The organism is Burkholderia arboris, from assembly GCF_038723655.1.
GTDB classification, from domain to species: Bacteria; Pseudomonadota; Gammaproteobacteria; order Burkholderiales; family Burkholderiaceae; genus Burkholderia; species Burkholderia arboris.
This window is the reverse complement of sequence record NZ_CP109822.1, coordinates 2382961-2400630: the sequence shown is the minus strand read 5'-3', so window position 1 is coordinate 2400630 and position 17670 is coordinate 2382961. Positions and strand designations below refer to the sequence as shown.

Annotated in this window: 10 protein-coding genes; 6 read left to right on the top strand and 4 right to left on the bottom strand. The window is 67.8% G+C overall.

Annotation, left to right across the window (positions count from 1 at the left end; genetic code table 11):
• Positions 1 to 106 precede the first annotated feature (106 nt).
• Complete coding sequence (pbpC, locus tag OHZ10_RS27990) at positions 107 to 2362, bottom strand: penicillin-binding protein 1C (protein WP_342705019.1); 2256 nt, start codon at positions 2360 to 2362, stop codon at positions 107 to 109.
• A 10-nt stretch (positions 2363 to 2372) separates the two neighbouring features.
• Positions 2373 to 8414: an alpha-2-macroglobulin family protein gene (locus tag OHZ10_RS27985; RefSeq protein ID WP_342705018.1), complete on the bottom strand. Its 6042-nt coding sequence runs from the start codon at positions 8412 to 8414 to the stop codon at positions 2373 to 2375.
• Between the two features lie 304 nt (positions 8415 to 8718).
• Here OHZ10_RS27985 and OHZ10_RS27980 point away from each other — a divergent pair, with 304 nt between their 5' ends.
• The 5 genes from OHZ10_RS27980 (at position 8719) to OHZ10_RS27960 (ending at position 13880) form a co-directional block, all read left to right on the top strand.
• Entirely contained in the window at positions 8719 to 9225 is a 507-nt protein-coding gene (locus tag OHZ10_RS27980; protein WP_034187895.1) for a sugar dehydrogenase complex small subunit, read from the top strand.
• On the top strand, positions 9225 to 10844 hold the full coding sequence (locus OHZ10_RS27975) for a GMC family oxidoreductase (protein WP_059240313.1): 1620 nt from the start codon (positions 9225 to 9227) through the stop codon (positions 10842 to 10844). Before OHZ10_RS27980 ends, OHZ10_RS27975 begins: the two co-directional genes overlap by 1 nt.
• Positions 10845 to 10846: 2 nt before the next feature.
• Positions 10847 to 12124: a cytochrome c gene (locus OHZ10_RS27970; RefSeq protein WP_059240315.1), complete on the top strand. Its 1278-nt coding sequence runs from the start codon at positions 10847 to 10849 to the stop codon at positions 12122 to 12124.
• Positions 12125 to 12293: 169 nt separating this feature from the next.
• Positions 12294 to 12713 carry a DoxX family protein gene (locus tag OHZ10_RS27965; RefSeq protein WP_059240972.1) on the top strand — a complete coding sequence of 140 codons (420 nt, stop codon included), beginning with the start codon at positions 12294 to 12296 and terminating at the stop codon, positions 12711 to 12713.
• A gap of 63 nt (positions 12714 to 12776) precedes the next feature.
• Positions 12777 to 13880, top strand: coding sequence for a porin (locus tag OHZ10_RS27960; protein WP_342705017.1), 1104 nt, complete (start codon positions 12777 to 12779; stop codon positions 13878 to 13880).
• A gap of 87 nt (positions 13881 to 13967) precedes the next feature.
• Here OHZ10_RS27960 and OHZ10_RS27955 read toward each other — a convergent pair whose 3' ends face one another.
• Together OHZ10_RS27955 and OHZ10_RS27950 are read right to left on the bottom strand one after the other, a co-directional pair.
• Positions 13968 to 15287: an MFS transporter gene (locus OHZ10_RS27955; protein WP_059240319.1), complete on the bottom strand. Its 1320-nt coding sequence runs from the start codon at positions 15285 to 15287 to the stop codon at positions 13968 to 13970.
• 42 nt (positions 15288 to 15329) lie between these two features.
• Positions 15330 to 16514, bottom strand: coding sequence for a M20 aminoacylase family protein (locus OHZ10_RS27950; protein ID WP_059240321.1), 1185 nt, complete (start codon positions 16512 to 16514; stop codon positions 15330 to 15332).
• A 182-nt stretch (positions 16515 to 16696) separates the two neighbouring features.
• Here OHZ10_RS27950 and OHZ10_RS27945 point away from each other — a divergent pair, with 182 nt between their 5' ends.
• Positions 16697 to 17599, top strand: a complete 903-nt coding sequence (locus tag OHZ10_RS27945) for a LysR substrate-binding domain-containing protein (protein ID WP_059240323.1) — start codon at positions 16697 to 16699, stop codon at positions 17597 to 17599.
• Positions 17600 to 17670: the final 71 nt, after the last annotated feature.

Below are 17670 nucleotides of genomic sequence, written 5' to 3'. Positions count from 1 at the left end.
GATCAAAACGACCGGAGAACGTGCCGTCCACGAGCGAGCCGGCGCGCCGTTTCCGACATACCCTCCAAACGACAGGCAGGCCGGCCAGTCAGGCCGGCTTGCCCGCTCAGGGCTTGCGCGCGGCCGCTTTCGCGAACGCGCCGCGCACCTCGAAGCTGATCGTATCCGCGACGTTGCCGCGCGCATCGACGAGTTCGAGCCGGTGCCGGCCCGGCCACGGCAGCCAAGCGATACGGTCGGCATGCCCGATCACCTTGTCGTCGAGCCGCCACGCGAACTTCGTCGCGCGTCCGGCCGAGCGCTCGAACCAGATGCGCTGGTTCTTCGGCGGAATGTCCGGGTCGATTGCGAAGATCGTGCCGTCGGTCGGCGCGCCGATCGTCAGCGGCGCACGCGCGCCGTCCTTGCCCGGCGTGACGGGCGCCGCGAGCCGGATCGTGTCGACCGCCGTCCCGGCGAGGAACCACTCGTTGCGCGCCGGCTCGATGTCGCGTTCGAACGCGATGCGGCGCGTCTCGACGCCGGCCGGCGCGCGCGGCGCTCGGCTCGGCAGGTCGCGGTGCAGGTAGCCGACGACGGCCGACCACACGGGCGACGCGCCCGTGACGCCCGACACGTCCCACATCGGCGAGCCGTCCGCATTGCCGACCCATACGCCGACCGTATAGCGCGACGTGAAACCGACGGTCCAGTTGTCGCGCATGTCCTTGCTCGTGCCGGTCTTCACCGCCGAGAAAAAGCGCGTCGCGAGCGGGTTGTCGAAGCCGAACGTGCGGACGCGCGCGTTGTTGTCGGACAGGATGTCGGTGACGACGAAGCTGGCTGCCTCGCTGAACACGCGCGTGCCGCCGTCTGCACGCGCACGCGCCGGTGCCGACGCGCCGGACGCCGGTGCCGGTGCCGGTGCAGCGGCCGGCAGGTCGACGACCTGGCGCGCGACACCGCCGTTCGCGAGCGCGCGATACGCATTGGTCAGCGACAGCAGCGTGACGTCCGCACTGCCGAGCGCGAGGCTGAAGCCGTAGTAATCGCCTTCCTGCGCGAGCGGCAGGCCGAGCGCGGTCAGCGTGCGCGCGAAGCGGTGCGGCGTGACGAGCACGAGCGTGCGCACGGCCGGTACGTTCAGCGAGCCGCCGAGCGCGCTGCGCACGCTTACCCAGCCCTTGAAATCCTTGTCGTAGTTCTGCGGAATGTACAGCCCGCCGCCGGCGGCGAGGTTGATCGGCGCGTCGTCGAGCAGCGACGCGGCCGTCAGCCGTTTCTCGTCGAGCGCCTGCGCATAGAGGAACGGTTTGAGCGTCGAGCCGGCCTGGCGCGGCGCGAGCACGGCATCGACGTCGCGCGCGCTCGACAAGGCCCCCGACGATCCGACCCACGCGCGAATCTCGCCGGTCGCGTTGTCGATCACGACGACCGCACCGTCCTGCACGTTGCGCCGGTGCGCGGGCGCGTTGAGTTCGGTCAGCGCGCGCACCAGCGTGTCGCGCGCGAAGCGTTGCAGCGGCGCATCGAGTGTCGTGCGCACCTGCGCGCCGGCCGCCGGCTTGACCTCGGCCGCGATGCGCCGCGCGAAATGCGGGGCGAGGGCGGCGCCGTCGTCGCGCACCGCGTTGGCCGGGCGCGCGACGATGAGCTGCACATAGCCGTCGAGCGATGCGCACGCCTGCTCGGCGTGCATGTCGCGCAGGATCCGGCACGCACGCTCGGCGATTTTCGCGGGTGCTGCGTTGGGCGCGCGCACGAGTGCCGCCGCGATCGCGGCTTCGCGCGCGTCGAGGCCCGACGGCGCCTTGCCGAACAGCACCTGCGACAGTGCGCCGAGCCCGACCGTCTCGCCGCGGAACGGCACCAGGTTCAGGTAGGCCTCGAGGATCTGGTCTTTGCGCCAGCCGCGTTCGAGCAGCAGCGCGTTCATCGCCTGCGTGGCCTTCTGCGGCAGCGAACGCTGGCCCGAGCGGCGCGGCGAATCGCTGAGCAGCCCGGCGAGCTGCATCGTGACGGTCGATGCGCCGCGCGTGCGCTCGTTCCACAGGTTGCCCCATGCGGCGCCGGCGATCCCGCGCCAGTCGACGCCGCTGTGTTCGTAGAAGCGCTTGTCCTCGGACACGACGATCGCCTCGCGAAACGCGGGCGATACATCAGCGAGCGACACCCAGTCGCCGCGCCGTTCGGTGAGGTCGACGCGCGTACGTTGCAGCGGCGTACCGTCGCGCGCGAGCAGCACCCAGTCGGAGCTGCGCCAGTTGCGGCGCACGTCGTCGTAGCCGGGCAACGCATGCGCGACCAGCGGCGCGGCCAGCACGACGGCGACGAACAGGCGGCCGGCGAAACGCGCCGGCCGCGGCAATGCCAGATCGATCATCACTGACTCGTTACTTGCTCGCGTCGGCCGCCTTCACGGTCATCGGCGGGTTCGGCCACAGGCCGTACACGGACGGCGCGTACAGCGCCTCGACGCGCGTCGGCGGCAGCCCGAACGTGCCGACGTTGTTCAGCCGCACCGTGTACTCGACCGAGAATTTGCCCTTCGGCAGATAGTCGTAGTACGCGCGGTAGCCGTCGAAATCGCGCTCGATGAACGCCGGCCATGCGCCGTCCGGCGTCTTCTCGCCCTGCGTCGCCGCTTCGGAATCGCGGCCGAGGCCCGAGCCCAAGATCGTCGCGCCGGCCGGGATCGGATCGTTGACGGCGACCCACGTCATGTCGCTTTGCGCATCGATGTCCAAATGCACGCGCACGACGTCGCCGCGCGTCAGCACGCCCTTGACGGCAGGCGACACCGGCGTGACGGTCTTCGTGATCCGGTAGCCGGCCGCGAACGGCGAACGCAGTGGCACCGCCGCGAGGCTCTCGACCGTCGCCCACGGGCGGCCCGTGCCGTCCTGCGTGACGGACAGCGTGGCCGGCGCTTGCGATGCACGCGGCCACGGCAGCAGCACGCTGCGTGCGGCGGCGGCGCGGGTGGCGGCCGTGGCCGATGCCGGCGTGTCGGCCGGCGCCTGCGCCTGCGACCACGAGATCGAGCGCTCGTCGCCGCCCAGCGCGATCTTCGTTGCGCCGGCGACCGGCGCGCTCTCGTAGGCACGCGAGAAGCGCTCGATCGCGAGCAGGCCAAGCGCATTCGACGTCGTCGTCTGCCACGCGCCCTGGCGTTGCAGCGCGAGCAGGCCGGCCGTCACGCGCGGCATCTCGTCCTTCCATGCCGGGTCGCCCGCGAATTCCAGCGCGAGACGCGCGGCGTTGGTCTCGTTGCTGGTCATCAGCCACCACAGGTCGTCGTCGCGCGCGGTCGAGAACACGAGCTGCGTGCCCTGGTACGTGAGGCGCGCGCGCAGGATCTGTTCGACCTGTGCGCGTTTCTCGTCGCGTTGCGGGATGTCCTTCACGCGCGTCAGGATCGCGTGATAGTCGATCACCGCCGACGTCGGCCACTGGTTCGGCGCGATCTCGATCGAGCCGAGCATGCGGCCCTGTGCGGCGCCGAAGCGCGACAGCGCCTCGATGGCGGCCAGCTTGCGCAGATCGCGGTCCTGGCGCGGCGCCCATGCGTTGCGCTCGATGCGGCCGTCGACGAAGCGCGCGAGCCCGGCTTCGAGCTGGGTGCGCAGGTCTTCCGGCAGCGCGAAGCGCGGATCGAGGCGGCTGGCTTCGTCGGACACCACGAGCAGGTACGACGACAGCGTCGGGCTGCCGTGGTGCGAATCGTCGGACGACGGCGGGAAGTAGCTCGCGAGTCCGTCGCTGTCGAGGTAGACGGGCATGCGGGCGATCAGCGCCTGCCATTGGGCGGGATCGCGCAGCCCGATTGCGCGCGACGTCTGCTGTTCGAGACAGCGGTACGGATAGCGCTCGAACCAGCGCCGGACGCCGGGCAGGCCGTCGGCGAGCTTCGACTGCATCGACACGGCGATGCCGCCGCGCGGCGAACCCTGCGCGTTGTTCACGGCGCCGGCCGGGGCCGACACGGGCACCGTCAGCGTGCCGTCGACCTGTGCGAGCGTCGCCTGCTGCACGGTCACCGGCAGCGCGGGCACGACCTTCTGCGCGACCGCCAGCGCGTCGGACGCGCGCTTGCCGCCTTGCTCGGCCGCTTCGATGCGCCAGTTCAGCGCACCGGCCGCGTCGAGCGCCTGCTCGGGCACGGTGATCGTCCACGCGACCTCGGTCGCCGTATTGGCTGCCAGCGACACGGTTTGCGGTGCGACCTCGAGGCCCGTCACGCGCGGCGTCACGACGACCTGCATCGCGCGGTCGGTCGTGTTGCGCAGCGTGACCTGCGCGCGGAACGCGTCGCCTTCGCGCACGAGCGGCGGCAGGCCGGAGATCAGCTGCAGATCCTGCGTGCTGCGGATCGACGTGCTGCCCGTGCCGAAACGGTCGGGGCCGACCGCCGCGATCGCGACGATCCGGAAGCGCGTGAGCGCGTCGTTCAGCGGCACCTCGACGGTCGCGCTGCCGTTCGCGTCGAGCGTCACGCGCGGGTTCCACAGCAACAGCGTGTCGAACAGCTCGCGCGTCGGCGCGCTGCCGCCCCCGCCGCCGGCCGGCACGGCCTTGCGGCCGAAGTGGCGTCGGCCGACGATTTCCATCTGCGCGGTGGCCGTCTCGACGCCGTACGCGCGCCGGCGCAGCATCGCGTCGAGCAGGTCCCAGCTGTTGTTCGGCATCAGTTCGAGCAGCGCTTCATCGACGGCCGCGACGGCGATTTGCGTGCCGGCCGGTGCGGGCTGGCCGTTCGGCAGCGTGACCTTCACGTGCGCCTGCGCCTTGCTGCGCACCGTGTAGCGCGTCGCGTCGGTCGTCACGGTCACGCCGAGTCGGTGGACGCCCGTGCCGACCTTGATTTCGCCGAGGCCGTAGCGGAACGCGGGCTTCGACAGGTCGACGAATGCGGTCGGCGCTTCATAGTGGCGGCCTTCGCGCCAGAATGCGCGCGCCCATTCGACCGGTGCTTTCCAGCCCCACGTGAAGAACGAGTACCACGGCACCTCGCGGATCCGGCCGCGCAGCGCGAGCACCGACACGTAGACGTTCGGCCCCCACGATTCGCCGACCTTCAGGTCGACGGTCGGGTTCTTGCCGTTCAGTTCGACGATGTGCGTTTCCATCACGCCACCGCGTTCGACCGCGACGAGCGCGGTGGCATAGCGGAACGGCATCCGCACCTGGAAGCGGGCCGTTTCGCCCGGTTCGTACGAAGTCTTCTCCGGAATCACGTCGATCCGGTCGGTGTTGTCGCCGCCGAACCAGAGTTCGTCTTCACGCGTGACCCACACCGACGTCGACGCGTTCGACGTGCGCCCGTCGCCGTCCTTCGCGACCGCGATCAGTTGCACGTTGCCGGCCTGTTCGAGCGTCGCGTCGCAGGCCATGCGGCCCTTGTCGTCGGTCTTGCCCGAGCACAGCACGCCGAGGTCGCGCGTGTCGCTCTTGTTGTCGTACGCATAGAAGCCGCCGACCATCCGCTTGCGCGACGACGTCGTGATGTGTGCGACACCCTTGATTTCGATCGGCACGGAGGCGCGCGGCTTGCCCTGCAGGTCGACCGCCAGCGCCTGAACCGGCACGCGCTGGCCTACCGACACCCAGCGGCCCGCCTTGATGCCGGCCACTACCGCGGCCGGCCACAGGATCGTGTCGCCGCGGATCGTCTGCACTTCGCCGTTCGGATCCGCGAACGTCGCTTCGAGCGCGATGCGCTTCGGCGCGTCGACATCCGGCAGGCCCTTGAGCGTGACCGAGCCCGCGCCGTTGCGGTCAAGCGTCAGCGGCAGCTTGTCGGCGATCAGCTTCGTCGCATCGGGGTCGTTGTTCGAAGACGACGACGTGTTGTCACCGTCCTGCGAATCGTCGTCGGCGTTGCCGTCGCTCGCGTCGGGACGATACGGCGTGAAGCTGAAATCCTCGAAGCGATCCGCGAACGGCGGTGACGCCCACTTCATCAGCGCCGATACCTGCACGGGCAGGTTCGATGCGCCGCCGCCCGACACGTAGTCGATCTGCACCGCGAGCGGCGCTTCCTTCACCGCGACGAGCGGGCTCTTCTGCGCGTCGCGCGCACCGATCGAGCCTTTCAGCACCGGCAGGCGGAACGCCTCGACGCGGAAGCTGCCGCTGTAGTAGGTGGCGGTCGGTGCATCTTCCGGGCCGCCTTCGAGTTCGACGCTGTATTCGCCGAGCTTCGCGGCGGCCGGCAGCGTGAACTGCGTGTCCGCGCTATGGTCGGCCGCCCACGTGAGCGGCAGCTTGTACGTCTGGCCCGTGCCGAGATGGCGGATCGTCACGCGCGTCGGGTATTGCGACGGGAACGCGAGGCTCTGCAGCGTTTCGGTGCGGATGAAATGCTTCATCGACACGGTTTCGCCCGCGCGCAGCAGCGTGCGGTCGAACACCGTGTGGGCGCGCACGGTCGGCGCGCTGTCGGTGTCGGTGGGCACGTTGAAGCGCCACGATTCGATCCCGCGGTTCCAGCCCGAGCTGACGAACGCCATGTCGGGGCCGGTCTTCGGATCGTCGACCCGTGCCGACACGAAGTAGTCGTCGAAGCGCTGCTCCGACGAACTGCACGCGCGCTTCGGCTCGAACGGCCCGTCGATCTTCAGCAGGCCCTGCGCGTCGGTCTTGCCGGACGCGATTTCATCGCCGTTGCAGTCCGACACGCGGATCTGCGCGTTCGGCACCGGCTTGCCCTTGTCGAGCGTCGTGACCCATACGAGGTTGTTCTCGCGGCCCTGTTTCAGGTGCACGCCGAGGTTCGTGACGAGCACGGTGGTGCGCACGTACATGCTCGACGGCTTCGCGAGCAGCGAGCGGCCGAGCGCGGGCGACGCGAGTTCGAGCACGTAGAAGCCGGGCTTGTCGATCGGCACGCCGACCACTTCGAACGGGCGCAGCGTCTTCGGATCGGCCTTCGGCAGCGTCAGCGTCTGCGCGCCGGGCTCGCCCTTGAGCAGCGACAGCGAGCGCACGTCGATGCGGCGGTTCTTCGGCGCGGGTTGCTTTTCTCCGGCCTCGAGCGGCACGAAGACCGGGTGCTGGCCCTTGCGGTCGAGCAGGCCGGGAATCTGGCTGTCGATCGAGCCGGCCGTCATCGACCAGTTGTCGAAGCGGTCGACCGTGCGTATCCACTGACGAATTGCCGTGTCGTTCTCGACCTTCAGGTTGGCAAATTGCGCACCGCCCGCGTTGAGGCCCGCGATATGCAGGTCGGCCTCGACGTTGCGCAGCGTGACGGGCACGAGCGCGGGCGTATCGGGTTCGGCGAAGCGCTCGACGATCCCGAACGTGCCCGACGAGAATTTCGCGAGCGGCGGCATCGGCGCGGTGCGCGTCGCGAGCGGGAACAGGTCGGCGTTCGACAGCGCACGGTCGGTCACGTCGCGCAGGCCCGACGGCAGTTCGATCGTCAGGGCGGCCTGCGCGGGCAGCGGCGGGTTGAACGTGACGGTCGTCACTTCCTCGCTGTGATCGTCGGCCGCGAAAGTCGGGTTCAACGAGCCATCGGGGCCGCGCAGCTTGATCGCTTCGGCGTTCTTGCGCGAGATCGGCGCGTTGAACGACAGCGTGAGCGGACGGAGCGGCGTGCAGGGCGCCTTCGCGTTCTCGCGTTCGCACGAGAAGCTCGCGGCGAACGGTGCGCGCACGGTGAAGTCGAAGCGGCGTTCGGTTTCGTTCGCGATGCCGCTCGGGCTCGCCACGCCCTTGCCGTACACGAGCTGCATCTTCGCGCTCGCCGGCAGTGCCTGCGAGCATGACAGCGTCAGCACGCGCGCGGCTTCCTTCTTCAGCCCGAAATGATCGAGCAGGGCGTTGCGCGTAACGTCGTCGGCCGCCGTGACGGGAATGCGGTTGCCGATGCCGGCCGCTTCGCACCAGATGTTCGCGAGCGCCGAGCGCGGCTCGGCCGGGCCGTTCAGTTTCATCACGAAGACCTGGCGTTCCTCGATCTCGCGCGAGCCGGGGCGTACGGACACCGGGAACGGGCCGCCCGTCTGGAACGTGAAGCGGCGCGGGCCGCTCGCCGCATTGCCGGCGACCGAGCGCAACGTGTCGTTGAGCGCGACCGAGCAGCGAACGCCGGGCGGCAGGTCGTTTTCGAAATCGTAAACCCAGGTCTTGTCGTCGAGCCAGTGACCCTGGCCGCGCGCGGCCGTCGAGTCGTTACAGGTCACGCGCGCGGGATTCGGCGCGGAGGCCGAGCCGAACGCGACCATCGGCTCGTCGAACTTGACGACGCTCTGCCGGACTTCGGTGACGGTGCCTTGCGGCGACACGCTCACCGTGCGCGCAGCGCCCGCATGCAGCGACAGCGCCGCGGCGCCGCCGAGCAGCGCGACGGCGCCGATGCGCCAGAGCAGCCGGGTGGTGTGGCCGGGTTGATGCGTTTCTTTGTTGTGCTTGTCGTGCTGCTTCATCGCTCGATTGCCCTCGGAGGGAAGCTTTCTGTTTGATTGCACGCGATTCTAACCGACGGTCATGCACGCGCATCGCGGCACGCAGTCTGTCGCCGGCATGCGACACTGGTGCCGGTGCCGCAGATTTGTCGCGTCAACGACACAAAAATGCAGCGAAATGTCGATTGTCTCGGATTGCGGAACATTTAATGGACTATAAAAAGATTGTTCGATCCGATTTGTGCGCGTACATTTCAGGTCCGCGCCAATGTTTGAGAAATATCAAGCGTGGTTTTCCCGAATCCGGTGTTCGAGAGAAGGAAACATGCACAACGACAACACTCCCCACTCGCGTCGTGAAAGCGACGCAGCCGCAAGCGGCATCACGCGGCGTCAATGGCTGCAGGGCGCACTGGCGCTGACGGCGGCGGGCCTCACCGGCTCGCTGGCGTTGCGGGCCCTGGCTGACGATCCCGGCACTGCGCCGCTCGATACGTTCATGACGCTCTCCGAAGCATTGACCGGCAAGAAGGGGCTGAGCCGCGTGCTCGGCGAACGCTTCCTGCAGGCCTTGCAGAAGGGCTCGTTCAAGACGGCCGACAGCCTGCCGCAACTCGCCGGCGCACTCGCGTCCGGTTCGCTGAATCCCGATCAGGAAGCACTCGCGCTGAAGATTCTTGAAGCGTGGTATCTCGGCATTGTCGATAACGTCGTGATTACCTACGAAGAAGCATTAATGTTCAGCGTCGTATCCGATACGCTCGTGATTCCTTCGTATTGCCCCAACAAACCCGGCTTCTGGGCCGAAAAACCGATCGAGAGGCAAGCCTGATGGCCGATACCGATACGCAAAAAGCCGACGTCGTGGTTGTCGGATCGGGTGTCGCAGGCGCGATCGTTGCCCACCAGCTCGCGATGGCCGGGAAGTCCGTGATCCTGCTGGAAGCCGGCCCGCGCATGCCGCGCTGGGAAATCGTCGAGCGCTTTCGCAATCAGGTCGACAAGACCGATTTCATGGCGCCGTACCCGTCGAGCGCATGGGCGCCGCATCCGGAATACGGCCCGCCGAACGATTACCTGATCCTGAAGGGCGAGCACAAGTTCAACTCGCAGTACATCCGCGCGGTGGGCGGCACGACGTGGCACTGGGCTGCGTCGGCGTGGCGCTTCATCCCGAACGACTTCAAGATGAAGACGGTGTACGGCGTCGGCCGCGACTGGCCGATCCAGTACGACGACATCGAGCATTACTACCAGCGCGCCGAGGAAGAACTCGGCGTGTGGGGCCCGGGCCCCGAGGAAGACCTGTACTCGCCGCGCAAGGAGCCGTACCCGATGCCGCCGCTGCCGTTGTCGTTCAACGAGCAGACGATCAAGAGCGCGCTCAACGGCTATGACCCGAAGTTCCACGTGGTGACCGAGCCCGTCGCGCGCAACAGCCGCCCGTACGACGGCCGGCCCACCTGTTGCGGGAACAACAACTGCATGCCGATCTGCCCGATCGGCGCGATGTACAACGGCATCGTGCACGTCGAGAAGGCCGAGCAGGCCGGCGCGAAGCTGATCGACAGCGCGGTCGTCTACAAGCTGGAGACCGGGCCGGACAAGCGCATCGTCGCAGCGATCTACAAGGACAAGACGGGCGCCGACCATCGCGTCGAGGGCAAGTACTTCGTGATCGCCGCGAACGGCATCGAGACGCCGAAGATCCTGCTGATGTCCGCGAACCGCGATTTCCCGAACGGCGTCGCGAACAGCTCCGACATGGTCGGCCGCAACCTGATGGACCATCCGGGCACTGGCGTGTCGTTCTATGCGAACGAGAAGCTGTGGCCGGGCCGCGGCCCGCAGGAAATGACGTCGCTGATCGGTTTCCGCGACGGCCCGTTCCGCGCGACCGAAGCCGCGAAGAAGATCCACCTGTCGAACATGTCGCGGATCAATCAGGAAACGCAGAAGATCTTCAAGGGCGGCAAGCTGATGAAGCCCGCGGAGCTCGACGCGCAGATCCGCGACCGTTCCGCGCGCTACGTGCAGTTCGACTGCTTCCACGAAATCCTGCCGCAGCCCGAGAACCGCATCGTGCCGAGCAAGACGGCCACCGACGCGGTCGGCATCCCGCGCCCCGAGATCACGTATGCGATCGACGATTACGTGAAGCGCGGCGCCGTGCACACGCGCGAGGTCTACGCGACGGCCGCGAAGGTGCTCGGCGGCACCGAAGTCGTCTTCAACGACGAGTTCGCGCCGAACAACCACATCACGGGCGCGACGATCATGGGCGCGGATGCACGCGACTCGGTCGTCGACAAGGACTGCCGCACGTTCGACCATCCGAACCTGTTCATCTCGAGCAGCTCGACGATGCCGACCGTCGGTACGGTGAACGTGACGCTGACGATCGCGGCGCTTGCGCTGCGGATGTCGGACACGCTGAAGAAGGAAGTCTGACCGTGCGGAAATCTACTCTCACCTTCCTCCTCGCCGGCTGCCTCGCGCTGCCGGGGCTCGTCCGCGCGGCCGATTCGGCCGATCCTGCGCAGGTCAAGCGCGGCGAATACCTCGCGATCGCGGGCGACTGCATGGCGTGCCATACCGCGAAGGGCGGCAAGCCGTTCGCGGGCGGTCTCGGCATGCCGGTGCCGATGCTCGGCAAGATCTATACGAGCAACATCACGCCCGATCCCGATACCGGTATCGGCAACTGGACCTTCGACGACTTCGAGCGCGCGGTGCGTCACGGCGTCTCGAAGAACGGCGACAACCTGTACCCGGCGATGCCGTACGTGTCGTACGCGAAGATCAACGACGACGACGTGCAGGCGCTGTACGCGTACTTCATGCACGGCGTCGAACCGGTCAAGCAGGCGCCGCCGAAGAACGAGATCCCCGCGCTGCTGAGCATGCGCTGGCCGCTGAAGATCTGGAACTGGCTGTTCCTGAAGGACGGCGTGTACCAGCCGAAGCCGGCGCAGAGTGCCGAGTGGAACCGCGGTGCGTATCTGGTGCAGGGCCTCGCGCACTGCAGCACGTGCCACACGCCGCGCGGCATCGCGATGCAGGAGAAGTCGCTGGATGAAACCGGCGGCAGCTTCCTGTCGGGTTCGGTGCTCGCGGGCTGGGACGGCTACAACATCACGTCCGACCCGAACGCGGGGATCGGCGGCTGGACGCAGCAGCAGCTCGTCCAGTACCTGCGCACCGGCAGCGTGCCGGGCCTCGCGCAGGCGGCCGGCCCGATGGCCGAGGCGATCGAGCACAGCTTCTCGAAGATGACGGAAGCCGACATCGGCGCGATCTCGACGTACATCCGCACGGTGCCGGCGGTGGCCAGCGGCGACGCGAAGCAGTCGCGCTCGTCGTGGGGCAAGCCGGCCGAGGACGGCCTGAAGCTGCGTGGCGTCGCGCTCGCGTCGTCGGGCATCGATCCGGCACGGCTGTACCTCGGCAACTGCGCGACCTGCCACCAGATGCAGGGCAAGGGCACGCCGGACGGTTATTACCCGCCGCTGTTCCACAACTCGGCGGTCGGCGCACCGAATCCGACCAACCTCGTGCAGGTGATCCTGAACGGCGTGCAGCGCAAGGCCGGCAGCGAGGACGTCGGGATGCCGGCGTTCCGCCACGAGCTGTCGGATGCGCAGATCGCCGCGCTGACGAACTACCTGACCGGGCAGTTCGGCAACCCGGCCGCGAAGGTGACCGAGCAGGACGTCGCGAAGCTGCGCTGATGCGGCGCGCGACAAAGCAGGGCGACAACCCAGAGGAGGCGCACAGCACATCGGGCGGGCCCGATGCCGGTTGTTGCAGAGCGGGGCGGGCGGCGCAGGCGGCCGCCCGTCCTGGTTCGTTGGCAATCCGGTGCGCGTAGGCCGCGCATCGATTTCGTTGATCGAGACCATGACACCGAATCAACCGTTTCTCGCGTCCCAGCGCGATGTGCTGCTGCTGCTGTCCCGGATCCTGCTCGTGATCCTGTTCGTGATGTTCGGCTGGAAGAAGATCGTCGACTTCTCCGGTACGATCGCGTTCATGGGTTCGGAAGGCGCGCCCGCGCCGATCATCTCCGCCGCGATCTCCGTCGTGATGGAGCTGTTCGCCGGGATCGCGATCCTCGTTGGTTTCCAGACGCGCCCGCTTGCGCTGTTGCTTGCGCTTTATACGATCGGCACCGGCATCATCGGTCACCACTACTGGACGATGACGGGCGGCGAGCAGATCGACAACATGATTCATTTCTACAAGAACATCGCGATCGCGGGCGGCCTGCTTGCACTGTGCGCAGCGGGCCCCGGTCGATATTCGATCGATCGCGGATAAACAGACCCTGGGCGCGCGCATGGGGCGCGCGCGGGAAGGTCGAGACTCCGAGGGGGCATCATTTTGCGACTTAAACATTTCGCATGGCTGATCGCGGCTGCCACACCGGCGGCTGCTTTTGCACAGACGAGTGTGATGCTGTACGGCCGGATCGACGGCGGCATCGAATACCTGAACCACATCGCGACGCCGAACGGCAGCAAGTCGCGCTGGAGCGCGGAAGGCGGCGACTGGGGTACAAGCATGTTCGGCCTGAAGGGCTTCGAGGATCTCGGCGGCGGGCTGTCGACCGTCTTCAACCTGGAAACCGCGTTCCAGGTGATGAACGGCACGACGGGCGGCGGGCGCATGTGGTCGCGGCGCGCGTATGTCGGGCTGAAGAGCGACACGTGGGGCCAACTGCAGGCCGGCCGCAACCTGTTCATCGACAGCGACGGCGTGTGGGAATTCGATCCGTTCGTGCAGCAGGCGTTTTCGTCCGCGTCGCTCGTGCGCGGCCGCAACTGGCAGCAGAGCAGCAACAACATCGAATACCACAGCCCGGTGATCGGTGGCTTCGACGTGCAGGCGCAGTATGCGTTCGGCAACCAGTCGCGCGGCTTCAACTACGGTGCGGCTGACGATTTCGGCCGCTCGGACGGGATCATGATCTCGTACCACTCGCCGGTGTTCGACGTGCGTGGCATGTACGACGAACTGCGCGACAACAACGGCAAGTTCAGCAACATCTTCACGGCGTCGCGCGAGTACTTCGTCGGGGCGAACGTGAAGGTGTCGAAGTTCAAGATCCAGGGCGCGTATACGCACTACCAGGCGCCGGACAGTCCGGCCGGCGTCGCCGATCGCGCCGATCAGTACTGGCTCGGCGCGACCTATGCGGCGAATCCGCAATGGGCCGTGACGGCCGGCGGCTATTACGTGAAGGTGGGCGACGGCGGCAGCGATGCGTCGCACGATCCGTCGGGCCACGCGATGATGTACGTGCTCGGCACCACGTACAACCTGTCGAAGCGCACGTTCCTGTACGGCACGGTGGCGTATGTGCGCAACGGTGGCAACTCGAACTTCTCGCTGCTGGCGACGCCGCGCGATGCGACGTCGGGCACGAGCCCGCTCGCGGGTGAGTCGCAGACGGGTGCGTATGTGGGGATGATGCATACGTTCTGAGCGGGGCAACGCCAGATACGCAAAAGGCACGGGTGGTCGCACCCGTGCCTTTTTTCGTTTGCGGCGCGCGGCCACATCGCTCACCGCTCAGTCGAGCGCCTTCCCGGCTTTTTCATCCATGCAGCGAATCGCGAGCAGCGTCATCGCGCCGCAGCCGATCGCATACCACGCGGGCGCATTCGCATTGCCGGTCGCGGCGATCAGCCACGTGACGAAGAACTGCGCGAAGCCGCCGAAGATCGCGACGCCGACGCTGTACACGAGCGCGCCGCCGGTCGCGCGCACCGCACGCGGGAACAGTTCGCCGAGCATCGCGCCCGTCGCGCCGATGTTGATCGCGTGCACGATCGACAGCGCGGCGATGATCGACAGCAGCGATGCGGCACCCGGCCAGCGATTCAGCGCGATGAACGCCGGGTAGATCGCGACCATCAGCACGATGCGTGTCCACCAGACGATCCGGTTGCGACCGTACACGTCGGACAGGTGGCCGCCGATCGGCGTCACGAGCATCAGGATCGCACCGGCGACGCAGCCGGCCGTCATCGACAGCCAGGTCGGCAGGTGCAGCACCTGCACGCCGTAAATCGCCATGTAGAACACGATGATGTAGTGGATCGACGTGCCGCCGATCGTTACGCCGAGCCCCGCGAACACGGCCTTGCCGTGATGGCGCAGCACGTCGGCGAGCGGCAGCGATGCGACCGGCTCGTCGTGCGCGGCCGCCGGTGCGGTAGCCGGCACTTCCTCGACGGTGCGGCGCAGCCAGTAACCGATCGGCACGAACAGCGTGCCGATGATGAACGGCACGCGCCAGCCCCAGCTTTCGAGCTGCGCGGCAGTCAGCGTCGACGTCAGCGCGACGCCGGTCAGCGCGCCCGCGAGCGCGGCGAGCCCCTGGCTCGAGAACTGGAACGATGCGTAGAAACCGCGACGGTGCTGCGGCGCCTGTTCGAGCAGCAGCGTCGTCGACGCGCCGACTTCGCCGCCCGACGCGAACCCCTGCAGCAGGCGGGCGAGCACGAGCAGCATCGGTGCGGCAATGCCGATCTGCGCGAAGGTCGGCGCGACCGCGATCGCTGCCGTGCCGAGCGCCATCAGCAGCAGCGTGAGGATCATCGCCTTCTTGCGGCCGGCACGGTCGGCATACATGCCGATCACGAGCCCGCCGAGCGGACGCGTGACGAAGCCGACGCCGAAGCTCGCGACCGCGAGCATCAGCTGCCCGAACGACGAATGCACGGGAAAGAACAGCTTGCCGATCAGGATCGCGAAGAAGCTGTAGACCGTGAAGTCGTAGAACTCGAGCGCGTTGCCGACGGCGGCGGCCGCAATCAGCCGGCGTTTCTTGGCGGCGGCGCGGGCATCGACCGGCGTGCCGGTGAACGGAAGGGCGGACGTTTCCATGGGGTTCCCCCGGTAAGCGCGAAACTGCGTGGTGAAGGGCCGTCAGGCCGCGAGCCAGGCTTCGGCGACGCGAACCCAGTAGCTCGCGCCGATCGCGAGAATGTCGTCGTTGAAGTCGTAGCCGGGGTTGTGCACCATGCAGCCGCCCTTGCTGCCGATCCCGTTGCCGATGAACGCGTAGCAGCCGGGGCGGGCTTCGAGCATGAACGCGAAATCCTCGCTGCCCATCAGCGGCGCGGCGTCGGTTTCGACACGGTCGGCGCCGAGCATCTGGCGCGCGATGTCGGCCGCGAATGCGGTCGGTTCCGCGTGATTGACGAGCACCGGGTAGCCGTAGTCGTAGTCGACTTCCGCGGTGATGCCGAAGCTTTCCGCCTGGCCTTTCGCGAGTGCTTCGATGCGGCGTGCGAGCAGCGCGCGCACGTCGGCGTTCAGCGCGCGCACCGACAGCTTCATCACGACGGTTTCGGGAATGATGTTGAACGTCTCGCCGGCCTGCACGCTGCCGACCGTGATCACGGCCGCATGCTGCGCATCGACCTCGCGCGCGACGATCGTCTGCAGCGCGACCATGATGCTGCCCGCTGCCGACATCGGATCGCGCGCGAAATGCGGCATCGCGCCGTGACCGCCGACGCCGCGCAGCGTGATCGTCACGCGGTCGGCCGACGCCATCGCGGCGCCGGTGCGGAACGCCATGTCGCCGGCCGCGCGGCCCGGCATGTTGTGGATCGCGAAGATCGCGTCGCACGGGAAGCGGTCGAACAGGCCGTCGTCCATCATCGCCTTCGCGCCGCCGAAGTTTTCCTCGGCCGGCTGGAAAATCAGGTTCAGCGTGCCGGAGAACTGGCGCGTCGCCGCGAGGTGGCGCGCCGCGCACAGCAGCATCGCGGTGTGGCCGTCGTGACCGCATGCATGCATCTTGTTCGCATGGCGGCTCGCGTACGGCAGGCCCGTGGCTTCCGCGAGCGGCAACGCGTCCATGTCGGCGCGCAGGCCGACCGTGCGCGTGCCTTGCCCTTCGCGCAGCACGCCGACGACACCCGTCTTGCCGATGCCGCGATGCACTTCGTAACCCCAGCCGGCGAGCAGCTCGGCGACGAGATCGCTGGTGAGCGTTTCTTCGAACGCAAGCTCGGGATGAGCGTGGATGCGGCGGCGTACCTCGACCAGCTCGGGGGCGATCGCGGCGATACCGGGGATGACGGGGTTCACGGCTTGCGGCATGGTGTCTCCTGTGGGGGCGATGGGGCGTTTGACGCACCTATGACGAGCAAGCATATAAATTTCTTTTGCGTACCAGAAGCTGATAAATTGCTTTGGTGCACACCATCGGTTGCCGCTCGGGAATACCCTGATGCGGCACACGTCGCGACGCACAGGGTTTCCACGGATCACGCGTTGCCGCCATGAAATACCATCAGCTGAAAGCGTTCGTCACCGTTGCCGAAGAAGGGAGCATCCGCGCGGCCGCGCGGCGCCTGAACGTGTCGCCGGCGGCGTTGACGAAGGCGGTCAAGGAGCTGGAGATCGCGCTCGGCGTATCGCTCGTCGTGCGCACCGCGCGCGGCGTGCAGCTCACTGCGTTCGGCCAGCAATTGCAGGTGCGCGCGCGGCTGATCGTCGCCGAAATGCAGCGCGCCCGCGACGATATCGAGCAGGCGCAGGGCGCGATGACGGGTTCCGTCGCGGCGGCGATCACGCCGGCGGCAGCGGTGACGATCCTGCCCGACGCGTTCCGTGCGTTCCGGCGCCGCTTCCCGGTGGCGCGCGTCAACCTGATCGAAGGGTTTCCGGGCGTCGCGCTGCCGCGCCTGCACGACGGCTCGCTCGATTTCGCGGTGGCCGTCGTCGTGCCCGAGCTGCTGGCAGCCGAGTTCGATCACGCGGAGCTTTACGCGAGCCGCTCGCTGATCGTCGCGCGCAAGGGGCATCCGCTCGCGTCGGCCACGTCGCTCGCCGATCTCGTCGACGCCGACTGGCTGATGAATCCGTCGCCGGAAAGCTCCACCCAAGTGCTGTTCAATTCATTCGTTGCGTACGGGCTGCCGGTGCCGGCGCGTGTCGTCGAATGCCCGAGCTTCGGGCTCGCGCACAGCCTGATGACCGGTTGCGACCTGATCGCATCGATGCCCGAGCAATTGCTGCAGGGCGAGTGGGCGCGCGACCAGCTCGCGGTGCTGCCGATCCGCGAGCGCCTGCCGGGCGTCTCGGTGCAGGTCGTCACGCGCCGCGACAGCCCGCTGACGCCGGCCGCGGCGATGCTGCTCGACTGCCTGCGCGATTCTGCGCGCCGCAAGGGATTGCGCTGAGCCGCCGCTCGCCGGCGATCGCATAGTCATCCTGATTGTTTGGCGCTCGGCACGCGGCCGGCGGCGTGCCG

Coding starts and splice junctions, on each gene's coding strand:
- pbpC (WP_342705019.1), bottom strand. CDS start 2,362: ATGATCGATCTGGCATTGCCGCGGCCGGCGCGTTTCGCCGGCCGCCTG.
- OHZ10_RS27985 (WP_342705018.1), bottom strand. CDS start 8,414: ATGAAGCAGCACGACAAGCACAACAAAGAAACGCATCAACCCGGCCAC.
- OHZ10_RS27980 (WP_034187895.1), top strand. CDS start 8,719: ATGCACAACGACAACACTCCCCACTCGCGTCGTGAAAGCGACGCAGCC.
- OHZ10_RS27975 (WP_059240313.1), top strand. CDS start 9,225: ATGGCCGATACCGATACGCAAAAAGCCGACGTCGTGGTTGTCGGATCG.
- OHZ10_RS27965 (WP_059240972.1), top strand. CDS start 12,294: ATGACACCGAATCAACCGTTTCTCGCGTCCCAGCGCGATGTGCTGCTG.
- OHZ10_RS27955 (WP_059240319.1), bottom strand. CDS start 15,287: ATGGAAACGTCCGCCCTTCCGTTCACCGGCACGCCGGTCGATGCCCGC.
- OHZ10_RS27950 (WP_059240321.1), bottom strand. CDS start 16,514: ATGCCGCAAGCCGTGAACCCCGTCATCCCCGGTATCGCCGCGATCGCC.
- OHZ10_RS27945 (WP_059240323.1), top strand. CDS start 16,697: ATGAAATACCATCAGCTGAAAGCGTTCGTCACCGTTGCCGAAGAAGGG.